Source organism: Salipiger sp. 1_MG-2023 (assembly GCF_030547555.1).
In the GTDB taxonomy this organism is placed as follows: Bacteria; Pseudomonadota; Alphaproteobacteria; order Rhodobacterales; family Rhodobacteraceae; genus Salipiger.
The window spans coordinates 47,464-68,058 of the sequence record NZ_JAUOQN010000023.1 but is presented as its reverse complement, the minus strand read 5'-3'; the positions used below and the strand labels follow the sequence as shown (position 1 = coordinate 68,058).

Sequence of the window (20,595 nt, the reverse complement as noted above, 5' to 3'; positions counted from 1 at the left end):
GTCCGCCGTGGCGACCTGATCAGCCTTGGACCTCTCCGAAGGTCGGCGCTCTTACACCACCTCTCGGGGCACTACCATATCTTCGGTCACTAACGGCAAGACTTGGGAGAGACAGGGTGATTGAAGAGATATTTGCGTTCTTAGCGTGGCTAGTGACCGTACCAGCAGCTTTGGCAGACGGATTGAAGCTTGGAGATGTTCCAACGATGGCTACGCCCCAGATGTCGCTCGACAACCCCGCGATCGTTTCTGCTCTCATCGGTAGTGGCAGCGCAATCGCGGTCATTCTGCTGCGGGATGGTCTTTTTGCTTGGATAAAGGCTTCATGGCTCCGCAAACGGACTGATGACGAAGTCTATCGGCGGTATCTTGGTCCCTTAGCTGAGGCCTGCGCGAAGATTGTTTGGCGAAGCAAGGAAATTTTCCTCGAGCATCGCCATTCTTTCCTCAATACTGCGACTCTTCCACGCGATTTCAATGAATATAGACGCATAAGCACGCTGTATCGCATAGCCAGCCTGCTTGGGTGGATCCGGGGGATGGAAATAGAGCTCAGCTCATTGGCGGCGCATAACCCAGCTTACACGGCGCCGATCGCCGCCCAAATCAATGCCTTTCGCAAAGCCCTAGCAGACGGCCCTGATGTGGAGCGCGACCGGCTTTTGCGAATCTGTGGGGTTTGGGGGCTAGATACTACGCCCATGGAAGAAATGAACATCGCTCACCTCGCTGGCCGCTTCGAGGTGAAATCCCACAGCGCGTTCGGCGACGAAGGAAAAGCTCTGAGCGACGCAGTCACAATGGACCACGATAAGAAGTTGCGCGCCTTGCGCTGCTTGGCCGACTTCCTCGCGACCGAGCTCAACCTCCCGCGCCTTGAAGATGCCACGCTTGAGGAAACCATTGAAGATGCCGCCGCGAGCCTCTTCTATCGCGAGGCGCTGATCTATAGAGAGTGGCAGGACGCGATCGCCGATGCAATGATAGAGCGCGACCCGGATTCACCTCGGCGTTTTCGCATCATCGGCTTCACTGAATTCTCCAAGCTCATCGCCTCAAGAGAGCATCCTTGGATGAAGGTCTTTGCAGGCAGCCTCGACGATATCGACTTCGAGCGCCCCAACCCACAGGACGTTCGTGCGCACCAACTTCGAAAGATCGCCAATGCGGCGGCGGCAATGGTCATCGAGATAGATAAGAAAGCAAATCCTTCGCCGGTCACGAATGTTGTCGGGACGGCACGGAAGCTTTTTGCCGAGACACAATGATGCGAGAGCCAAGTTGAAACTGACTCATGTGGCGCATCAATACTGATTGGGCAAAATGGCAAATGCGTCGACGTAGTCGGGAAGGTCGACGCCCGCACGGCACGGGCTGACGGTATCTCCTTTGACGAACATTGTGTCGGAGTGATCGGATCACGTGCCCTCGGACGAATGTCTGCTCTTGGGAAGCCGCATCGCAGCGTGGCCGAAGCCGGAGCAGGTCCGCAATGGGCCAGTCACGTCGCTCCGGCAGGCGTTTCCACCGCGACTTAGCAAAGCCGGGTTCCTGCGCCGAGCAGCCGTCTCAGCTACTTCGCGTAGCAGTCTGCTCACAGCGTATGACATTCCATTCAATCTAAAGCTCACTATTTCTGGTAACGCGCATTCACTCCCGTCCTGGACAGCTTCGGGAATTTCGGCCAAACTACCGTAATTTTTAAAGTTTCGGTTCCTGATTGCCCTCCGCCAACGATCTCTGCCCCATTTGCACCCAAAACGTCGCTGGCATTATTCCAGCGCCGAGGCATGTGCTGGATTGGGGCAGCCTTAGGGCAGCGGAGCAGATGCAAATGCTTGGCGCTGTCTCTGACGCTTTGTCGAGCGGCATGTCACGGCTTCATACCTCCACAGCGCATGAGCATTTCCACTTTGTATTGAACGAGCGCGACCGTCTCACGATCGGAGGCACGGATCCTCTGCTGCCGCTTCTGGGCGAGCACATCGACAAAGCGACATCCGTCGATCTGGCCGTCGCCTTTGCCATGGACAGTGGTGTCGCGCTGCTCGAGCCTTGGTTGCGAGAGCTCCTCGCTCGTGGGGGTCGCCTCCGGATCATCGTGGGCGACTACCTGGACACCACGGACCCGGCTGCTCTGCGACGTTTGATGGATTTGGACGGCATTGAACTTTTCATCTTCGAGACCCGAGGGCTGAGTTTCCACCCAAAGGCGTGGCTTTTCCGTGCTGCGGATGCCTCGGGCATGGCGGTTGTCGGCAGCTCGAACCTGTCGAAGTCCGCGCTGGAGGATGGCGTGGAGTGGAACCTCCATTCCGAGGCCGCAACGGATCAGGTTGCCGATGCCTTCGAAGACCTGCTGGGCAGGCCTCAGGTGTCCCCGCTGACCGAGGCATGGGTTGAAAACTATGCGTGCCGCCGCCGCGCGCAACCGCTTCCCGACTTCTCCCGCAAGATGGTAGAGGAAGAGGGGCCGCCGCCTGAGCCGCATCCGATTCAGGTCGAAGCCCTCGCGGCCTTGCAGACGACGCGCGAAGAGGGCAACCGCGCCGGACTGGTCGTGCTTGCGACTGGGCTTGGAAAAACCTGGCTGGCGGCCTTCGATACCCTGCGCGCCAATGCCGAGCGGGTCCTTTTCGTCGCGCATCGGGACGAGATCCTGACGCAGGCCATTTCTGCCTTCCGAAAGGTCCGGCCGGAAGCACGGATAGGCCGTTACAGCGGTACGGATAAAGAGGCGGACGCCGATTTACTCTTTGCGTCGATCCAGACCCTGGGCCGGGCTGAGCACCTGCGGCGCTTTGCGCCGGACCACTTCGATTACATCATCGTCGACGAATTCCACCATGCCGCCGCGCGCACCTATCAGAACCTGATCGACCATTTCACACCCCGTTTCCTGTTGGGGCTGACCGCCACCCCGGACCGGACGGACGGTGGCGATCTGCTGGGGCTCTGCGGCGAAAACCTAGTGTATCAGTGCGATCTCTTCCGCGGAATCGAGGCCGGGCGGCTGTCGCCGTTCCACTATTTCGGCGTACCGGACGACATTGACTATGCACAGATCCCCTGGCGCTCGGGTCAGTTCGACCCGAGCGAGCTGGAGGCACAGCTGGCGACCACTGCCCGCGCCGAGAACGCGTTGGAGCAGTTCCGCAAACGCGCGCGGGGCCCTGCCATCGGTTTCTGCTGCTCGAAGCGGCATGCCGACTACATGGCCCGGTTCTTCCGCGATGCCGGACTGCGGGCTGTTGCCGTCCACTCGGGCGAGGACTCGGCGCCGCGCGCCTCTTCGCTAACCCAGCTAGGCGCGGGCGAATTGGACATCCTCTTTGCGGTCGACATGTTCAACGAAGGTGTCGACGTGCCCGAGATCGGCACTGTGCTGATGCTGCGCCCGACAGAAAGCGCGATCATCTGGCTTCAGCAACTGGGGCGCGGCCTGCGAAAGATCGAAGGCAAAGTGCTGCAGGTGATCGACTATATCGGTAACCACAGGTCCTTCCTGACCAAGGTGGCTGCCCTGACCGGTGCAGGCACTGGCGATCGGTCGATCACCCGAAAGCTGGACGAATGGGAGCGTGGGGAGTTGGTCATGCCCCCGGGTTGCGATGTGACCTACGAGCTTGAGACCATTGACATTCTGCGCACGCTTCTGAAGCCTAAGGAAGGTGCGGCCGAGCTTGAGGCCTTCTACCTGGACTTCCGCGATCGGCAGGGCGTGCGCCCCACGGCGATCGAGGTCTTCCGCAACGGCTTTGATCCCAGGGCGACTGGGCACGGCGGCTGGTTCAGCTTCGTGCGCGACATGGGCGATCCCTTGACCGAAGGCGTCTTCGCCAGCCATGCGAGATTGCTGGCGGATATCGAGCGGCCAAAGCGCTACACAGCGGACACCCTCAAGGCCGTCGAGACGATCCTCGCCGGGCAGCAACCTCGGAGTGGCACTGAGGCGTTGGCGTTCGATCCGCATTTCAGAAATGGCCGAAACGGCTGGCAGTTGACCCGCGCAAGTCGCGGAGTGTTTCTGCGTGAGCTTGCGCAAGAACTGATCGACTGGAGAAAAGCCGAGACCCCTGGCACCGAGATTGCTGATCCCGAAGCACCGTTCGTTCAGCAAACAAAGGGCCTGCAGCTTTGGCAGCGCTACCTTGCCCCCGACATCGCCGAAGCCTTCGGTGTCGAGTATAAGCAAAACGTCTGGCGCACCGGCATCCTGCCAATCCGGGAAAAGAACGTTCTGATCCTTCTCGCCAACGTCTCGACCCAGGATCTGGTCTACGAGAACGGGTTCCTGGCGCCGGACCGCCTTCGTTGGTTCAGCCAGAACCGGACGACACAGGAGGGCCGACATGGTCGCATCATCTCGGGCAAGGAAGATGAGGCCGTGCATCTCTTCGTGCGTCGCGGCAACAAGGTAAACGGCAAGGTGAACCCCTTCATCTACTGTGGAAAACCACGCTTCCTGTCCTGGGAGGGGGAGAAGCCAATCACCGTGACCTGGCAACTCCCTGAGCCCGTTCCAATGGCGTTGCAAGCAGAGCTTGGGGTGCCTAGCTCCTGAACCGTTCCAGCAGTGTCTTCGGCGTGCAGTCGATGCGCGATGCCACTTCGGTTCCCGCTGCCCTGAGCGACGGGTGATCTGCATAGATCTCCAGTACCTCTTGGATCACGCGTTCGCGTGCCTCGATGGTGCATGGAGTGCGACGCGTTCTCTCCCGCTCAATGTTCGGTGTTATTTCGCCTCTTTCCAGTCTTACTGCTCAGGCTCGTTTCCGCCCGTCAGGGGCGTCTGAGGATGAAGCCGCTCCGCTTTCGCCCCTCGGACTCGATCTTTTCCGGCGGCTTGGGCCCGACCTTCAAGGCGCCGTGCAAGGTCGACAACGAGGCGTTCAGTTCGCTCCGCAAGTCGGCGAGCGCCTTCTCTTGCTCGAGTTGCCGCTGCATGCACGCGGAGACGCTCTTCTCCAATTCTTCGACGCAGGCGAGCAACTCTTTCTCGAGCGGTGTCAGGGTCATCAAGGATCACTCCATCTTCAGGCAAGTTCGGTTCGTGCCGGTGCCGATCGGGCACCTTGCGGGCGACAGCCCGGGGGGCAGGACGACCATCTGGCCCAAGCCGCCGACGCCACGGATAGTCCGGCTGCCCGTCAGCTGCTCCGGGATAGCCTGCATCGTTGGTTTGGGTGGCGGCATCGTCGCAACCTTTGCGCCCAGATACGCGCTGGCGGCCGCCATCACCCCTGCGAGGGCGATCCCCGACAGGATCAGGGCCACCGCCCTCTGCGTTACGATCTTGCTGTGTCTCAAGCGCTGCAGCTCCAGCTCCTGTGTCAGGCACTCGATCTCCGCCTTGCGTTGCGCGACCTCGTCCTTCAGATCGCGTGTGGTCTTGCGAGACAGGTTCTGCAGGGTCTCCAAATCGTCCGAGATTGTACGCGCGACGCTTTGCGCAGTCTTCCGCAACGCGGCGTTCGAGCTCTGCAACTGGGACTGCAGCGAGTCGAGCTGAGCCTCCAGCATCTGTTCCATGTTCTGCCGAATGCGGGGGTTGAGTTGTGTCTGCGGTCCAGTCGACATGGAAGTACTTTCCTTTCAGGCGCCACTTGTTTTCCGGCATGTCCGGGTCGGCGACGGTGATGTAATTGCTCCCGGCTCTCGGGATCTCAAAGCCGATACCCTTGAGCGCCTCGAGCAGCGTATCGCGGTCATGGATCGCTCCTAGACCGACCTGAGCCTGCACCCATTCATTGACTTCCGCCCGAGTCTGAGCGCGCTCGGGCGCCTCGACGATGCTCTTCACGTCGCGCGCCCGTGCTGGGTCCATCGGGTCTGCCCATCCATGGCGGCGATTGTGCAGGTCCATGAAAGCTAGGAAGGACTGCTCATGCCCCGGCGGCGCGATGTTCAGCGCCTTGCCGGTCAGCAAGTCCATTCTCGGCATAATGAAGTGCAGCTCGACGCGGCCGACATGGAGGTGGCGCACCCAGAGCATCCGGTAGCGATCATGCCTCAGCCCTGAGCAGGCGAAGGCCTCGAAATCCTCCATGAGCTGGCGCTGCTGTGCTTCGGTCGGGGCATCCTCGGCAGCAAAGCTCAGCACGCCCGATTTGTACTTCCAGCGATGTGGCACCGCGTCCACGAGGTCGATCATGCGCTCCGGATGGCCCTTCAGAACTTCGGGCATGATCGTGCGGCGGGTGCGTTTGACCTTGCCCGCGGCATCAAGTTTGGGCTGGCGACGCTGATCATAGTCCACGACAAATTCTTCGATGAGGTACTTCACGGCCGGAGCGGCCTCGCCTTGGCCGTGAGCGAAGAACTTGACCATCATCTCCAGCTCCAATGGCTGTGCGCCAACTTCCCAAGCCTTCGGTCGATGCTGACAAGCAGGCTCAAGATCGCCAAGTGGTCTAGGAAACCATTGTCGACCTCAGCCCTCCGCATGACGCGTGTGACCTCGTCCATGTCAGCCTCAATCCGAGCCACCGCGCGCAGTAGCTCAGGTGGCGCGATCGGAACGCTACTTCGGTGGCCGGAGGTCACCATGCCGAGGGCCTCTCTCAGCAACTCCGCCAGCGGGCGGCGCGCCCGTCGCGCAATGTCGTCCAAAGTCTCTTTCTCAAGCTGCGACACCCGGAAGGTGATCGATTTGGATAGCTCATCCATGTACATGGAAACCGAGACTGCCCGGGGGTTCGAAGGGGGCATCGCCCCCTCGCCTGTTCCCGCGTCGTAAGACGTGGGTGAACTGGATGTCCGTCTTGTGACCATAACTCTGCCCTTCCTCAGCTTTCGCGGTATCCGTGACCGATATTTCCAGAGAGCCGCCCTCGGCGGCTGCGCAGCGGTGGCTCGCCTGCCGTATGGGAGGCGATCTCACCACCACTCCGCGGTACTTGGTCGGCGCCGTCCGACCTGTTACCAGCGGCGCGCAATTGACGCTGAAGCCCCTGGAGCTCTCCAATCAATCCTTGGAGCGCAGAACCGCGCGCGGCGGTATTCCGAGCCAGGCCGAGGAACGCGCGTCGCATATCATCGACGTGATGTGCGCTGCCCTCTCTCTCCGCATTCCGGTCTGCAACCAGCAAACAGACGGCGGCCTTCTCTGAGCCGAGGCAGTCGACCTGCCTCTGCCAGAGACCCGCCGGGATACCCCGAACTTGAGCCCAGTCCTTCGCCGCAGCAGAGATCGTGCGCCAATCTGGTGGCGCGCCTGGAGGGGTGTATATCTTCACCGCGTCTTCGAAGCCCGGGCTGGCGAGAATGCAGAACTGCGCAGGGGTCAGCCGAAGTTCGGGCTGCCTGCCGCTACTTCTTTTTGAGTTTGTTTTTCTACCTTCCCTGGGTGCGACATCCGCGTCGCACCGGTCAGACATTTCCACTGCCACAGGCGCCTCGGCGAGCGTCTCGATCAACGCCTCCAAAGCGTCGGCGATCTCCTTCAACCGTGCGTAGCGCCAGATGCGGGAAGGGCGGCGAGATGGCAGGATCACTTCCGCGGCCTCTTCGGCGGAGGCGTCCCCGGAGGTGCGAACCCGCTCTAGCAGTTTAGGGATATGAAGGCGCAGGCGCTTGGCCTCTTCCTTCTCGAAGCAGGCCTTCCGCGCGGCGGTTTCGATCTCGCGGGCGCGGTCCACGAGCGGGGCAAGGTTGATGCCGAAAGCATAGCGGATAACGTTCTCCGACCTAACACCATACCGTCTGCAACGTGCCGCACTGGATTTCACGATGAAGCCCAGCTCTGCAAGTCGGGCTTCGGCCCGCGCAATCTGGCGCGGGTCCGCATCCAGCTGCGATGCGGTTTCCGAGACCGAGGGCCACAGGGCACAGATCCTGCCTGCGGCATAGTCTTGATCCTGCGTCTTGGAGATCGCGAAGCGCAAGTACTTGAGCGTCGTATCGGTCAGGCCGAAATGCTTCGCCGCTTTCACCAGGAGGCCGTAGAGGTCCCATCGGGTCATCCCGTCCGGCAGGCCGCGGTGCGTCAACACATGCGTCATGCGGACCTCCCATGGGCAAGGTCGCCCCACAGGATTTTCGTTGTGTCAGGGCGGTTCGATGCGCTAAACTTAAGGAAGCAGAATTTCGTGCCTGCTTTTGAATTTGCCTCGGTTTCGGTTGCCGCCGGACCGAGGTTTTTCTTTGCCCATCTCCCAGCTGAATCAGAACCGACCCGATACGACTGTACGGGTTTTGTACGGGATGCTCTCGATCCAGCACCGAAAACCGCGGGAAAATCCTGCAAGAAGCTGCAGGATGCGCGCACCATAGGTACGCAAATATCTGATATAAAAATGAAAAGTGGTGACCCCGGCAGGATTCGAACCTGCAACCTGCCCCTTAGGAGGGGGCTGCTCTATCCAGTTGAGCCACGGGACCACGCTTCGCCGTCTTAGCCGCTTCGAAAGCGGTTGTCACCTCGGTTGCGTGAAATCGAAGCACCCCCCAATGTCGCCTTGTGCACCGCCCTAGAAAGACTAACATCGCCCTCAAAGAGAAAATTTGAGGAGGTCCGCACCGTGGCAGACGACGCTACACGTCCGTTGACCCTGAGAGATGTGTCCGAGGCCTCCGGTGTTTCGGAAATGACGGTTAGCCGGGTGCTGCGCAATCGCGGCGATGTGTCCGAAGCCACCCGGGCCAAGGTTCTCCAGGCCGCAAAGGAGCTAGGATACGTGCCGAACAAGATTGCAGGAGCGCTGGCAAGTCAGCGTGTGAACCTCGTTGCCGTAATCATCCCGTCGATGCGCAACATGGTCTTTCCCGAGGTGATGGCGGGAATCACCTCTGTGCTGGAGCACACCGAGCTTCAACCGGTGGTCGGCGTCACCGATTATGAACCGGAAAAGGAAGAGCGCGTCCTTTACGAGATGCTGTCGTGGCGCCCCTCGGGGATCATCATTGCGGGCATCGAACATACCGAGGCCTCCAAGGCCATGCTCAAGGCCAGCGGCATTCCGGTCATCGAGATCATGGACACCGATGGCACCCCGATCGACACCGCCGTGGGCATTTCCCACCGCCGCGCCGGGCGCGAGATGGCCAATGCCATCCTCAAGGCCGGCTATCAGAAGATCGGCTTTCTTGGCACCAAGATGCCGCTCGATTTCCGCGCACGCAAGCGGTTCGAAGGCTTTACCGAGGCGCTCGCCAAGGGCGGGGTCGAGATCGCGGCGTCGGAGTTTTATTCCGGCGGCTCGGCGCTGGCCAAAGGTCGCGAGATGACCGCCGCGTTGCTGGAAAAAGAGCCAGAGCTGGATTTCATCTACTATTCCAACGACATGATTGGTGCCGGTGGCCTGCTCTACCTGCTGGAGCAGGGGCGCAAGATCCCGTCGGAGATCGGGCTTGCGGGCTTTAACGGGGTCGAGCTGCTTCAGGGGTTGCCCAAGAAGCTGGCCACGATGGATGCCTGCCGCACCGAGATCGGCATCAAGGCAGCCGAGGTCATCGCGGCGCGGGTCAACGACCCCAGCGCGAGCTTCGACAAGGTCATCGAAATGACGCCCAAGATCGCCTATGGTGACACGCTGCGGCGCTGATCAGAGATATGGCCGCTTCGGCGGCGCGTCCAGATCTGCCACCGCGAGCTCTGCCAGCGCCTTAAGGTCAGGCACATGCAGCTCGTGGTGCGACCAGTCCGCCACCCTGCGCTCGCGCAGCTTGGCCAGCGTCTTGTTGGTGTGCACCAGCGACAGCCCCAGCGCGTCGGCCAGATCCTGTTGCCGGTACGGCAGCGGAATGCGGCTGGCCCTGCCGAGGCCGAGCGCCCGCATCCGTTGATACAGCTTGAGCAACGCCCATGACACGCGCTCGGTGCCGTCGCGCTGCCCGATCGAGGCGATGGTCTCACCAAGGAAATGCTCTTCGGTGGCGGCGATCCACGTCAGGGCATAGCTCAGCTCAGGCATCTGCCGGAACAGCGTCCAGATGTCATCGCGCCGAAACACGCACAGGCGCATCGGCGTCACCGCTTCGATGGAATGGTTCAGCTCGCCCATGATGCTGGCCTGAAGCCCCAGAAGATCGCCCGGCATCACGAAATTGATCACCTGCCGCCGCCCGTCGGGCAGGGTCTTGTCGCGCAGCCCCATCCCGTCGAGCACGGTATAAAATTGCGGCGCGCTGGAGCCTTCGAGCAGGATCTGCGTGCCCGCCTCGACCGCCATCTCGCCAGCCCGGAATTTTTCGAGGAACCTGCGCTCGTCTACACTGTGGTGAATCAGCGAGTCGCACTCGGCAAGGGGGCAGGACCGGCAGGAAACCGTCTTCATCGGGTCATTCCGCGTCTGTGATATGTCGTAGTTTAATGCCGACTGCGGATCTTTGTTCCATGAGGCAAGGGATCCTGCACCCTATAGGCCTATATGAATCGCCCCATGATCTCTGTCCCGACCTTCCTTGTCTGCATCTCGGATGCATTCGTCGCAGAGGATATCACCGGCATTCTTCTCGAAGCTTATCCCTCTGCGCGGGTCGAGAACGCCCGCAGCCGTGATGACGCGCTGGATAGGCTTGCCGGTCTGAGCGGGCCGGTTGTCGCCTTTGTCTTCATGCCCCCCGAAGCGGTGAGCAGCACCCCGCTTGGTCAGGCGCTGACCCGGGTCGGCGCGCGGCTTGTGCTGATGGGCAATGATGCCGAAGAGCGGGGCGAAAACGCGGGGTTCCGGGTGTTGCAACGCCCGTTCCGGGCGGCGGATCTGCTTGCACTGATCGAAGACTGACATTTCGGGCAACGTCATTTCGTCGTTACAGAGGTGACCTAAAACGCGCTCAGCAACGATTGTGACCGTTGAATTACCCTCTGGCCATTCCCCAACTGGCCATGCATTGCCTCGGATCTGCATTTCAGAACGAAAAACGGGGTGGCCATTTCAGGCCACCTCTTTTCGCCTGCCGCTGCCGCACATCCCTTGTTCCGCGCCACGCAGCCGACTTGGCGTTTGCCATGCGGGGGGAGGATGCCCTACGCTTTGGCGGTCAGGGTGTTTGATTGGATGTCCCTCGCCGCCTGACCATCGGAGGGATGCCCGGGTTCATTGTTTAGCGAGTGTGTCATGGAAATCAGCCGCCCCCAGCGCGCGAGGCCCCTAAGCCGAGATCTGGGTCTGGACGTTGCGCGCGGGATCGCGATCCTGCTTGTGGTGGCCGGACATGTCTTTGACGGACCGGCAAAGGATGTCATCTACGCCTTTCACATGCCGTTCTTCTTTCTGGTCGGAGGCTATCTGTTCAAGGCGCAGGGCACTCGCGATGTGCTGGTCAGGCTGCTGCGCAAGCTGATCGTCCCCTACATGGCTTTCATCGTGCTGCTGTCGCTTCCGGGCCTGATCGAAAGCGCCGGGCGCAACGGTGTAGGGGATCTGTGGTGGCGTCTCAGGGTGCTTGTCCTTGGCGGCGAAAAGCTTGTCGCGCCACTGACGATCTTCTGGTTTCCGACCTGCTATTTCTTTACCGCGCTGGCCTATAATGCGCTTGCGACGCGGCTTCCTGCGCGCGGGATGTGGGCGGTTTCACTCGCCTGCCTTGGGCTGGCGTATGTGAATCAGCTGCTGCTGCCGAGCTTCTGGCTTCCCTGGGCGATCAACGTCTGCGCGATGGCGATTCCGCTTTTCCACATCGGCGCAAGGTATGGTGGTGTGCTGTTCCACCCGTCGCGGCGGCTGCTGATAACATGCTGCGCCGTTGCCCTTGCCTACGCCGCCGCCATTGCCCTATTCCAAGCGCCGCCGATGGCGATGAAAGGGGCGAATTACGGCATCCCGATCATCACCTGCCTGGTTGCGGTCGCGATGTCATCGGCGCTGGTCGGGCTGGGCCGGGCGGGCGCCCGGTTGCCGCGGGCCAGCGCGATCCTTGCGCAGTGCAGCCACGCGTCGATGACGATCATGTATGTGCACATGCCGATCCAGATGGCGCTTGCGGGGGTCGGCCTGTCGGAACCCTGGTCAAGATGGGCGCTGACCGTCGCCGCAAGCCTTGGCTGTCATGCGGTGTTTCTTACGCTTCCCGCGACCCGCACGTTGCTGCTTGGGCAAGGTCGGCCGAACGCCAGGCGGCAAGGCGCAGCTACCCCGCAATGACCCAAGGCTCATGGCCCCATGGCATGAAACAGCCGCGCCCGGCAAAGGGGCACGGCCAGATCTTGCAGCCTGATCTTGCGGTCAGCCCTTACTGAAGCGCCGCATCGGTGATCTTGTGGGTCCATGCGGCTTCGCCGGGGTTCGTGGTGATCACCGGGTCGGCGCCTGCCGACAGCAGCACGTCGACGGTGCGCTCAAAATCCGCCGGGTCCAGTGCGCCGTTGCTGCCTGCGGTCAGCTTGGCGACCTCGCCCATCATGCGCTTCTGGTGCTTTTCGGTCTGGGCCCCGGTCTCGTCATATTCCAACACGATGTCGGCGGCCTCGTCCGGGTTCGCCTCGGCGTATTTCCAACCCTTCATCGAGGCGCGCACAAAGCGGGTCAGCTTGTCGACCATGGCATCGTCGGCAAGGTTGTCCTCGGTGGTGTAAAGCCCGTCTTCGAGGGTGGAAATGCCCTCATCCTCGTATTTGATCACCACGAGATCTTCCGGCGTCAGCCCGGCGTCGATCACCTGCCAATATTCGTTGTAGGTCATGGTGGTGGCGCAATCGACCTGCTTTTGCAGCAGCGGATCGACGTTGAAGTTGATCTTCTGAATGGTCACGCCGCCATCGGAGCCGTCGGTGGCGTAGCCCAGCTTGGACATCCAGCTATAGAGCGGCAGCTCGTTGCCAAAGAACCACGTGCCCAGCGTGTGGCCGGGGAAATCGGCGGGGGTTTCGATGCCGTTTTCCTTGAGGCAAGTCAGCATCAGCCCCGAAGACTTGAACGGCTGCGCGATGTTGACGATGGGCGCGCCGTTTTCACGTGCCGCCAGCGCCGAGGGCAGCCAGTCGACCATGACATCGGCGCCCCCGCCCAGCAGCACCTGCACCGGGGCGATATCCGGGCCGCCCGGCTTGATGGTGACATCGAGGTCTTCTTCCTCGTAGAATCCTTTGTCGGCAGCCACATAATAGCCAGCGAACTGCGCCTGCGTCACCCATTTGAGCTGCAGCGTCAGCTCGTCTGCTGCCTGCGCGGAGCCTGCCGCCAGCATCAGAGCCGCAGTGGCGAGTTTGGTGAAGGTCATGGTCGTCTCCCGTGTTGGTTATTGTTATCTGGTCTTTGTCACCGGCCCCGTTGCGACGGGTGCCAGAAGGTCAAGCGTTTCTCGATCAGCGCGATGGCGCCGTAAAAGGCCGATCCGGCGATGGCCGCCACCACGATTTCAGCCCAGACCAGATCCAGCGCAAGCAGCCCGACGCTGGTGGAAATCCGAAACCCCATGCCCCGGATCGGAGAGCCGAAAAATTCGGCAACGATGGCCCCGATCAGCGCCAGCGTGCTGGCGATCTTCAGCCCGTTGAAAACGAAAGGCAGCGCGGCGGGTAGGCGCAGCTTGACCAGCGCCGTCCAGTACCCGGCGGCGTAGGTGTGCATCAGGTCTCGCTGCATCGGTTCGGTGGCGCGCAGCCCCTCGACCGCGTTCACCAGCATCGGAAAGAACACCATCACCACGACCACGGCGGCCTTGCTCTGCCAGTCGAACCCAAACCACATCACAAGGATCGGCGCGATGCCGATCACCGGCAGCGCAGCGACGAAATTGCCCACCGGCAGCAGGCCGCGCCGCAGGAAATCAAAGCGGTCGACGATGACGGCGGTGATCAGCGCCGCGCCGCAGCCGATGACGTAGCCGCTCAGCGCGCCCTTGATCACCGTTTGCACGAAATCCTCCCACAGGATCGGCAGCGAGCCTGCGATGCGCACCGCGATGGCCGATGGCGGCGGCAGGATCACCGGCGAGATACCAAACCCGCGCACCGCGAGTTCCCACATCCCCAGAAGCGTCAGTCCCAGCACCAGCGGCGCCAGCCCCGCGCCCCTGCCGCCCGCCGCAAGCCGCAGGTTGATCAGCGTGCCAATGATCCAGACGGCGAACACCAGCGCCGTCACCAGCGCGCCCTGCCCGCCCAGCGCTACAGCGGCGAGCAGCGTCAACACAAGGCCCAGCGCGGCTTCGATCAGAATGATGGGCGAGCGGATCATCTATCAAGCCCCATGCGCTTGAGCGTCGCACGCTGCAGGATGCCGATGATCCCCACCGCCGCCGCCGCCACCGCAGCTGCCATGAACAACGCCGACCAGATCTGGATGGTCTGCCCGTAATAACTGCCCGCCAGCAGCCGCGCGCCAAGCCCGGCAACAGCGCCTGTCGGCAGCTCTCCGACGATGGCGCCGACAAGGCTCGCCGCCATGGCGATCTTGAGCGAGGCGAAGAGATAGGGCATCGACGCGGGCAAGCGCAGCTTGATGAATTCCTGCACGCCGCTGGCGTGCCACGTGCGCATCTGGTCCAGTTCCATCTGCGAGGGCGAGCGCAGGCCCTTGACCATCCCCACGACCACCGGAAAGAACGACAGGTACATCGAGATCATCGCCTTGGGCAGCAGCCCGGAAATCCCGATGGCGTTGAGCACCACGATGATCATCGGCGCGATGGCAAGGATCGGGATGGTCTGGCTGGCGATCACCCACGGCATCACCGACTGATCCATCACCCGGCTGTAGACGATACCGACCGCCAGCAAGGTGCCCAGCAAGGTGCCGAGCCCAAAGCCCGCCAGCGTCGCGCTCAGCGTCACCCAGGCGTGGTAGACAAGGCTGCGCCGCGACGTGACGTTCTTGAGCGCCACCGTCTCCCACAGCTCGACCGCCACCTGATGCGGCGCGGGCAGTTTCGGTTTGTCCTGCGCCCATGTGTCGGCGATCAGCTGCTGCGTCGTCATCACGCGATCCTGCCGCGCCGCCATGTCCAGCGCCCATTGCTTGTTGAGCTGAAACGCCGCCGCGTACCAGACCACCAGCAACGCAAGGATCACCGTCAACACCGGTAGGATATTCCTCATGCCCGCCACTCCATGCGGATCTCCGGGACGGTCTCGGGCGGCTCGGGGGGCAGTGCGCCGCCGACCTGCACAAAGCCCTCGCGGCGATAAAACCGCTGCGCGGCGTCGTTGGGAACATGCGTATGAAGGAACAGCATCTCGCGCCCGTCCTTCGCCGTGTCCAACAAAGCCTTGCCCAGCCCGGCACCCGGCCGCGCGGTATAAAGCGCCGCGATCTTACGTTGGGCGGGGTCGATCGACACATAGCCTTCGACAGGCGCACCGATCACAAAGATCTCGCGCTTGTCCCACGCGTCATGAAACGCCTGCTGGATGGTTTCCGGGCCATAGAGCCGGGGAAACCAGTCGGTGCGGTCGATCCAGCTGTTGATCACCGCAGCGCAGGCCGGAATGTCATCCATCGTGGCACGCCGGGGTTTCGGGGCATCAATCATAGGCATGCCCGGCCCGCAGCCCCTCCCGCACCCGGTGCGCGATCTCGAGAAATTCCGGGGAATCGCGAATGTCCAACGGGCGTTCGCGCGGCAGTGGGCTGTCGATCACGTCGGTGATCCGCCCCGGACGCGGCGACATCACGACGATCTTTGTCGACAGATACACCGCCTCGGGGATCGAATGAGTGACAAAACAGATGGTCTTCTGCGTGCGCGCCCAAAGCGCCAGAAGCTGTTCGTTGAGGTGATCGCGCACGATCTCGTCCAGCGCCCCGAACGGTTCGTCCATCAGCAGAATGCCCGCCTCGAAGGCCAGCGCCCGCGCGATCGAAGCGCGCTGCTGCATTCCCCCCGACAATTGCCAAGGGTATTTCTTTTCGAACCCGGCAAGATCGACAAGCTCCAGAACCTCTTGCACCTTTTGCGCCTGCACCGCCTTGGGCATGCCCATGATCTCGAGCGGCAGGCGGATGTTGCCGCCGATGGTCCGCCAAGGGTACAGCCCCGCCGCCTGAAAGACGTAGCCATAAGCGCGGTTTCTGCGCGCCACTTCGGGCAGCACGCCGTTGACGAGGATCTGCCCCGAGGTCGGCTGTTCCAGATCCGCCATCACCCGCAAAAAGGTGGTCTTGCCACAGCCCGAAGGCCCGATGAACGAAACGAACTCGCCCGCCTCGACCTTCAGATCCACGTCCCGAAGCGCATGAACCGGCCCATCGTTGGTTTCGAAGGTCAGGTTCAGCTTGCTGGCGTCGATCACCGTGTTGCGGGCGATCTTTGGCGTGCGGCTCACTTGATCGGCGGGCATGTTATCTTTCTGCTTATCTGGTTTCGGGCGGGCCAGCAGGCCTCAGGCAACCCCCGGCGTCTGGCTCGATGGCGGCGCGCGATTGCAGGTCGTGGCCGGGCAGGCCCCTGCCCCCCTCTTGCCGCCGCAGGCACACTGCGGCACCTCAAACCCCGCTGGCAGGAATGCCAGAGCGCTCGACCGGGCGCGGCGCCGTCAGCGCCTTCCACGACGACAGCGCGGTGTTGACCGTGCCAGACGCTGGGCGCTTGACGAATTGCCCATGCCCTTCGGCGGGCTTCAGATCGCCGTCCATCACCGCAACCCGCCCGCGCGTCAGCACGAAGCGCGGCAGGCCCTTGACCTCCTTGCCCTCGAACACATTGTAATCGATGGCAGATTCTTGGGACGCGGCAGAAATTGTCTTGGTCTTCTCCGGGTCGAGCACCAACAGATCCGCATCCGCCCCGACCAGAACCGCCCCCTTGCGTGGATAGCAATTCAGGATCTTGGCAATATTGGTCGAGGTCACCGCGACGAATTCTTCTTTCGTAAGCCGCCCCGTCCCGACGCCATAGGTCCAGAGCATCGGAATCCGGTCCTGCAGCCCGCCCGTCCCATTGGGAATCTTGGTGAAATCCCCCACGCCAAACCGCTTCTGATCGGTGGTAAAGGCACAGTGATCCGTCGCCACGCAGCTCAGCGAGCCTCCCGACAGCCCGTTCCACAGGCTGTCCTGATGCATCTTGTTGCGGAACGGCGGAGACATCACCCGGCGCGCCGCATGATCCCAATCCTTGTCGAAATACTCGGACTCATCCAGCGTCAGGTGCTGGATCAGCGGCTCGCCCCAGACCCGCTTGCCCATCATCCGGGCGCGGCGAATGGCCTCGTGGCTGTCCTCGCAGCTGACATGCACGACATACAGCGGCACCCCGGCCATGTCGGCGATCATGATGGCGCGGTTTGTCGCCTCGCCCTCCACCTGCGGCGGGCGGGAATAGGCGTGACCCTCGGGGCCGGTGTTGCCCTCGGCCAGCAGACGCGCAGACAGTTCCGCCACCACGTCGCCATTCTCGGCATGCACAAGCGGAATCGCCCCCAGCTCGGCGCAGCGCTTGAACGACGCGTACAGTTCATCATCATTCACCATCAGCGCGCCCTTGTAGGCCATGAAATGCTTGAAGGTGGTGATGCCGCGCTCCTTGACCACGGTCTCCATCTCGCCCCAGATCTTCTCGTTCCACGAGGTGATCGCCATGTGAAAGCTGTAATCGCAATGGGCACGGGTGGATTTGTTGTCCCACATCTTAAGCGCGTCCAGCAGCCCCTGATCAGGTGAGGGCAGCGCGAAATCCACCACCATCGTGGTGCCACCCGCCAGCGCCGCGCGTGTTCCGCTTTCGAAATCATCGGCGGAATAGGTGCCCATGAACGGCATCTCAAGATGGGTATGCGGGTCAATCCCGCCCGGCATGACATAGCAGCCCGCCGCATCCAGAACCTCGTCGCCCTTCAGATCGGGACCGATTTCGATGATCTTGCCACCCTCGACAAGAACATCCGCGACGTAGCTGTAATCTGCGGTGACGACTGTGCCGCCCTTGATGACAGTGGTCATATTTAAGGTTCTCCCAAGTCTACTATTTGGGCGATTCGATAGATGTATTCCTCGCCATCCTGTAGATAGGTGAAAAGCTCGCCCATTTCGGCCTTTTTGCCGTGAATGTTGACGCTTTCATCTGTGTCGTCTGGCTCGCCGGTATCTGACCCGTTCGCCAATGTCCCATCTATTCTCAAAGCGAAGGGGTGGAATTTTTCAGCATTTGGGCTCGCTGACCCCATGAAACCAAATGTCATACATTTTTTGAGGACAAGGTTCTGATCATTGACCACCACATCAATAGTGAGCCTGTCGTCTGACGGATCAGTTGCGTCCTTCCAGATCGCAACCACTCGCAATACTCTATTCATTCAACAATCACCGCCGTCTCTAGCACCGCACGGAACAGCACCTCTGTTCCCGCCGTCGCCCAGTCCTTGCTGATCTCCTCGGCCTCGTTGTGCGAAATGCCCTTCACGCAGGGGCACATGATCATGGTTGCAGGCGCGACCTTGGCCGCCCAGCAGGCATCATGCCCCGCGCCCGAAATGATATCGAGATGCGAATACCCCAGCTCCTCGGCCGCCTTGCGCACGTTGCCCACCAGCTCAGGGGCAAAGGTCACCGGGTCGAAATGGCCCACCGGCTCGACCGCGCAGCCAACGCCGATCTCGTCGCAGATCGCGGCGGCGCGGGTTTCGATTTCGGCCCGCATCCGGTCCAGCTTGGCCTGATCGGGGGTGCGGATATCGACAGTGAAGACCACCGTGCCGGGCAGCACGTTGCGCGAATTGGGCGAAAACTGCATCTGTCCGACGCCGCCAACCGCGCCCGGCTGTTCGCCCATCGCTACCTCCTGCACCATCTCGAGGATTCGCGCCATTGCAAGGCCCGCGTTCACCCGCATCTCCATCGGGGTCGAGCCGGTGTGCGCCTCGCGCCCCGTCAGGGTGAATTCCAGCCACCACAGCCCCTGGCAATGGGTGACAACGCCGATATCCTTGCCCTCGGCTTCAAGGATCGGCCCCTGTTCGATGTGCAGCTCGTAATAGGCGTGCATCTTGCGCGCGCCGACCTCTTCGTCGCCCTTCCAGCCGATGCGCTCCAGCTCGCTGACATAGGTCTTGCCCTCAAGATCCGTGCGGGCGTGGGCGTAATCCTGCGTCAGCACCCCGGCGAACACGCCCGACGCCAGCATGGCGGGGGCAAAGCGAGCGCCTTCCTCGTTGGCCCAGTTCGTCACCACGATCGGATGCTTGGTCTTGATGCCCAGATCGTTCATCGAGCGCACCGCTTCCAGCGCTCCGAGCACGCCAAGCACGCCGTCGTACTTGCCGCCCGTGGGCTGGGTATCAAGGTGGCTGCCCATGTAAACCGGCAGCGCATCCGGGTCGGTGCCCTCGCGGCGCATGAACATGGTGCCCATCTGGTCGACGCCCATGCTCAGCCCTGCCTCGTCGCACCACGATTTGAACAGGGCGCGCCCTGCGGCATCCTCATCGGTCAGCGTCTGACGATTGTTGCCGCCCGCGATCCCCGGCCCGATCTTTGCCATCTCCATGAGGCTGTCCCACAAACGGTCGCCATCAATCCGGAGGTTCTCACCGGTCACCATGTCGCTTCCCCTGTTCAGTCTGCTGTTTTTCCGGGCCGGCTCCCGACCGGCTCGCTGGTTTTTTACCATTTGGTAAAGCCACGATTGCAATGGCTCTCGAGCCTGTCAAGAATTCCGTTAAGAACTCCGCGTGGAAAGCGGGCATGTGCCGGGGCGATCTGCCCGCAAATTGAGCGAGAGGAGTAGGAATGTCCGAGGAGGTCGCCAGAAAGCCGAGTCGCATCCAGCTGCGCAATCGCAAGCGCATCATGGAAGCGGCGCTCGAGGTGTTTTCTCAGCATGGCTATCGCGGCGCGACGCTGGACCAGATCGCCGATGCGGCGGGCATGTCAAAGCCCAACCTGATCTACTATTTCGACGGCAAGGAGGCCATCCACGTCGCGCTGCTGAACCGCCTGATGGAAGACTGGCTCGCCCCCCTTCACGAAATGGATCCGGGCGGAGACCCGCTGGACGAAATCCTCGCCTATGTGCGCCGCAAGATGGAGATGAGCCGGGAGTTTCCGAGCGAAAGCCGGCTGTTCGCCAACGAGATCCTGCAAGGCGCGCCGCGCATGGGGCCGCATCTTGAACGCGGCCTGAAGCCGCTGTTCGACGAAAAGGCCGCCGTGATCGCCGACTGGATCGCCGAAGGGCGTCTGGCGCAGATCGATCCGCGCCAGTTGCTATTGTCGATCTGGGCGATCACCCAACATTACGCCGATTTCGACGCGCAGATCCGGGTGCTGATCCCGGACGAGGCAGCCGGGTGGGACGCGGCATTTGCGCATGTCGAGGCGATGTTTCGCACAATGCTCACGGTTTCGGAAAGGTCTGGTTAACCAGAATCACCAGAAGCTACGGGCATGAAACATGTCCCCTTCTTTCAGTCCTCACGGCCGCGCAACCCGGCCTGGCAGGCGCAGCTCTTTTCCGCGACCGCGGCAGAGACTGGCGGGGTGCTGCGTCGCGACAAGACCGACGTGCACCGCGAAATCGACCATGACGCGCTGCTGGCCGAAGTTCAGGCCCGTGGCTTCCACCTTGTCGAATGCGGCGATCAATACGTCATCATCTGCAACCCAAGCCAGATGCATGTGCACTGCTGATACCCGGCGAGCCAAGGTCAGCCCGGAACAATTCGCAAGAATTCTCCCGGGCCTTTGATGCGCGCCACAGGATCTTTCGGTCGAAAGA

The 20,595-nt window shown here is 61.8% G+C and carries 19 protein-coding genes and 1 tRNA gene; 7 read left to right on the top strand and 13 right to left on the bottom strand.

The genetic code is table 11. The features are described from left to right. Positions 1 to 116: 116 nt before the first annotated feature. Entirely contained in the window at positions 117 to 1,268 is a 1,152-nt protein-coding gene (locus Q4543_RS12755; protein ID WP_303438807.1) for a hypothetical protein, read from the top strand. A gap of 566 nt (positions 1,269 to 1,834) precedes the next feature. Beyond that, on the top strand, positions 1,835 to 4,564 hold the full coding sequence (locus Q4543_RS12750) for a DUF3427 domain-containing protein (protein WP_303438805.1): 2,730 nt from the start codon (positions 1,835 to 1,837) through the stop codon (positions 4,562 to 4,564). 192 nt (positions 4,565 to 4,756) lie between these two features. Here the strand turns inward: Q4543_RS12750 and Q4543_RS12745 are convergent, their stop codons facing one another. The 4 genes from Q4543_RS12745 to Q4543_RS12730 form a co-directional block, all read right to left on the bottom strand. After that, complete coding sequence (locus tag Q4543_RS12745) at positions 4,757 to 6,334, bottom strand: relaxase/mobilization nuclease domain-containing protein (RefSeq protein WP_303438803.1); 1,578 nt, start codon at positions 6,332 to 6,334, stop codon at positions 4,757 to 4,759. Further along, a complete protein-coding gene (locus Q4543_RS12740; RefSeq protein ID WP_303438801.1) occupies positions 6,331 to 6,669 on the bottom strand; it encodes a hypothetical protein in 339 nt (112 codons plus the stop codon). The genes Q4543_RS12745 and Q4543_RS12740 overlap by 4 nt, the downstream gene beginning before the upstream one ends. A 119-nt stretch (positions 6,670 to 6,788) precedes the next feature. Beyond that, positions 6,789 to 8,003 carry a helix-turn-helix domain-containing protein gene (locus Q4543_RS12735; protein ID WP_303438799.1) on the bottom strand — a complete coding sequence of 405 codons (1,215 nt, stop codon included), beginning with the start codon at positions 8,001 to 8,003 and terminating at the stop codon, positions 6,789 to 6,791. Positions 8,004 to 8,305: 302 nt separating this feature from the next. After that, a tRNA-Arg gene (locus Q4543_RS12730) sits at positions 8,306 to 8,382 on the bottom strand. 140 nt (positions 8,383 to 8,522) lie between these two features. Between Q4543_RS12730 and Q4543_RS12725 the strand changes: the two genes are divergently transcribed. After that, the gene (locus Q4543_RS12725) at positions 8,523 to 9,545 is read left to right on the top strand and encodes a LacI family DNA-binding transcriptional regulator (RefSeq protein WP_216004458.1); all 1,023 of its coding nucleotides are present in this window, start codon (positions 8,523 to 8,525) and stop codon (positions 9,543 to 9,545) included. Here Q4543_RS12725 and Q4543_RS12720 read toward each other — a convergent pair whose 3' ends face one another. After that, the gene (locus tag Q4543_RS12720; protein ID WP_303438797.1) at positions 9,546 to 10,277 is read right to left on the bottom strand and encodes a Crp/Fnr family transcriptional regulator; all 732 of its coding nucleotides are present in this window, start codon (positions 10,275 to 10,277) and stop codon (positions 9,546 to 9,548) included. A 105-nt stretch (positions 10,278 to 10,382) separates the two neighbouring features. On the opposite strand from Q4543_RS12720, the gene Q4543_RS12715 reads away from it, so the two are divergent. Both Q4543_RS12715 and Q4543_RS12710 read left to right on the top strand, forming a co-directional pair. Beyond that, complete coding sequence (locus Q4543_RS12715; protein WP_303438795.1) at positions 10,383 to 10,727, top strand: hypothetical protein; 345 nt, start codon at positions 10,383 to 10,385, stop codon at positions 10,725 to 10,727. Positions 10,728 to 11,060: 333 nt separating this feature from the next. After that, complete coding sequence (locus Q4543_RS12710) at positions 11,061 to 12,086, top strand: acyltransferase family protein (protein ID WP_303438793.1); 1,026 nt, start codon at positions 11,061 to 11,063, stop codon at positions 12,084 to 12,086. Positions 12,087 to 12,174: 88 nt separating this feature from the next. Here the strand turns inward: Q4543_RS12710 and Q4543_RS12705 are convergent, their stop codons facing one another. The 8 genes from Q4543_RS12705 to Q4543_RS12670 form a co-directional block, all read right to left on the bottom strand. Beyond that, a complete protein-coding gene (locus tag Q4543_RS12705; protein WP_303438791.1) occupies positions 12,175 to 13,161 on the bottom strand; it encodes an ABC transporter substrate-binding protein in 987 nt (328 codons plus the stop codon). 38 nt (positions 13,162 to 13,199) lie between these two features. After that, positions 13,200 to 14,120 carry an ABC transporter permease gene (locus Q4543_RS12700; protein WP_303438789.1) on the bottom strand — a complete coding sequence of 307 codons (921 nt, stop codon included), beginning with the start codon at positions 14,118 to 14,120 and terminating at the stop codon, positions 13,200 to 13,202. Continuing rightward, positions 14,117 to 14,980 (bottom strand): ABC transporter permease, encoded by an 864-nt coding sequence (locus Q4543_RS12695; RefSeq protein ID WP_303438786.1) that lies wholly within the window; start codon positions 14,978 to 14,980, stop codon positions 14,117 to 14,119. The genes Q4543_RS12700 and Q4543_RS12695 overlap by 4 nt, the downstream gene beginning before the upstream one ends. Next, entirely contained in the window at positions 14,977 to 15,381 is a 405-nt protein-coding gene (locus tag Q4543_RS12690) for a GNAT family N-acetyltransferase (RefSeq protein ID WP_303438784.1), read from the bottom strand. Before Q4543_RS12690 ends, Q4543_RS12695 begins: the two co-directional genes overlap by 4 nt. Positions 15,382 to 15,406: 25 nt before the next feature. Then, entirely contained in the window at positions 15,407 to 16,222 is an 816-nt protein-coding gene (locus Q4543_RS12685) for an ABC transporter ATP-binding protein (RefSeq protein WP_303438782.1), read from the bottom strand. Between the two features lie 145 nt (positions 16,223 to 16,367). Then, the gene (gene hydA / locus Q4543_RS12680) at positions 16,368 to 17,822 is read right to left on the bottom strand and encodes a dihydropyrimidinase (RefSeq protein WP_303438780.1); all 1,455 of its coding nucleotides are present in this window, start codon (positions 17,820 to 17,822) and stop codon (positions 16,368 to 16,370) included. Positions 17,823 to 17,824: 2 nt separating this feature from the next. Next, a complete protein-coding gene (locus tag Q4543_RS12675; RefSeq protein WP_303438777.1) occupies positions 17,825 to 18,175 on the bottom strand; it encodes a hypothetical protein in 351 nt (116 codons plus the stop codon). Further along, positions 18,172 to 19,419: a Zn-dependent hydrolase gene (locus tag Q4543_RS12670; protein ID WP_303438775.1), complete on the bottom strand. Its 1,248-nt coding sequence runs from the start codon at positions 19,417 to 19,419 to the stop codon at positions 18,172 to 18,174. The genes Q4543_RS12675 and Q4543_RS12670 overlap by 4 nt, the downstream gene beginning before the upstream one ends. A 188-nt stretch (positions 19,420 to 19,607) precedes the next feature. Here Q4543_RS12670 and Q4543_RS12665 point away from each other — a divergent pair, with 188 nt between their 5' ends. Both Q4543_RS12665 and Q4543_RS12660 read left to right on the top strand, forming a co-directional pair. Beyond that, on the top strand, positions 19,608 to 20,240 hold the full coding sequence (locus tag Q4543_RS12665) for a TetR family transcriptional regulator C-terminal domain-containing protein (protein WP_303438773.1): 633 nt from the start codon (positions 19,608 to 19,610) through the stop codon (positions 20,238 to 20,240). Positions 20,241 to 20,264: 24 nt separating this feature from the next. Further along, a complete protein-coding gene (locus Q4543_RS12660) occupies positions 20,265 to 20,507 on the top strand; it encodes a hypothetical protein (RefSeq protein WP_303438771.1) in 243 nt (80 codons plus the stop codon). The last annotated feature ends 88 nt before the right edge of the window (positions 20,508 to 20,595 follow it).

Coding starts and splice junctions, on each gene's coding strand:
- Q4543_RS12750 (WP_303438805.1), top strand. CDS start 1,835: ATGCTTGGCGCTGTCTCTGACGCTTTGTCGAGCGGCATGTCACGGCTT.
- Q4543_RS12745 (WP_303438803.1), bottom strand. CDS start 6,334: ATGATGGTCAAGTTCTTCGCTCACGGCCAAGGCGAGGCCGCTCCGGCC.
- Q4543_RS12740 (WP_303438801.1), bottom strand. CDS start 6,669: ATGGATGAGCTATCCAAATCGATCACCTTCCGGGTGTCGCAGCTTGAG.
- Q4543_RS12735 (WP_303438799.1), bottom strand. CDS start 8,003: ATGACGCATGTGTTGACGCACCGCGGCCTGCCGGACGGGATGACCCGA.
- Q4543_RS12720 (WP_303438797.1), bottom strand. CDS start 10,277: ATGAAGACGGTTTCCTGCCGGTCCTGCCCCCTTGCCGAGTGCGACTCG.
- Q4543_RS12715 (WP_303438795.1), top strand. CDS start 10,383: ATGATCTCTGTCCCGACCTTCCTTGTCTGCATCTCGGATGCATTCGTC.
- Q4543_RS12710 (WP_303438793.1), top strand. CDS start 11,061: ATGGAAATCAGCCGCCCCCAGCGCGCGAGGCCCCTAAGCCGAGATCTG.
- Q4543_RS12705 (WP_303438791.1), bottom strand. CDS start 13,161: ATGACCTTCACCAAACTCGCCACTGCGGCTCTGATGCTGGCGGCAGGC.
- Q4543_RS12700 (WP_303438789.1), bottom strand. CDS start 14,120: ATGATCCGCTCGCCCATCATTCTGATCGAAGCCGCGCTGGGCCTTGTG.
- Q4543_RS12695 (WP_303438786.1), bottom strand. CDS start 14,980: ATGAGGAATATCCTACCGGTGTTGACGGTGATCCTTGCGTTGCTGGTG.
- Q4543_RS12690 (WP_303438784.1), bottom strand. CDS start 15,381: ATGGATGACATTCCGGCCTGCGCTGCGGTGATCAACAGCTGGATCGAC.
- Q4543_RS12685 (WP_303438782.1), bottom strand. CDS start 16,222: ATGCCCGCCGATCAAGTGAGCCGCACGCCAAAGATCGCCCGCAACACG.
- hydA (WP_303438780.1), bottom strand. CDS start 17,822: ATGACCACTGTCATCAAGGGCGGCACAGTCGTCACCGCAGATTACAGC.
- Q4543_RS12675 (WP_303438777.1), bottom strand. CDS start 18,175: ATGAATAGAGTATTGCGAGTGGTTGCGATCTGGAAGGACGCAACTGAT.
- Q4543_RS12670 (WP_303438775.1), bottom strand. CDS start 19,419: ATGGTGACCGGTGAGAACCTCCGGATTGATGGCGACCGTTTGTGGGAC.
- Q4543_RS12665 (WP_303438773.1), top strand. CDS start 19,608: ATGTCCGAGGAGGTCGCCAGAAAGCCGAGTCGCATCCAGCTGCGCAAT.
- Q4543_RS12660 (WP_303438771.1), top strand. CDS start 20,265: ATGAAACATGTCCCCTTCTTTCAGTCCTCACGGCCGCGCAACCCGGCC.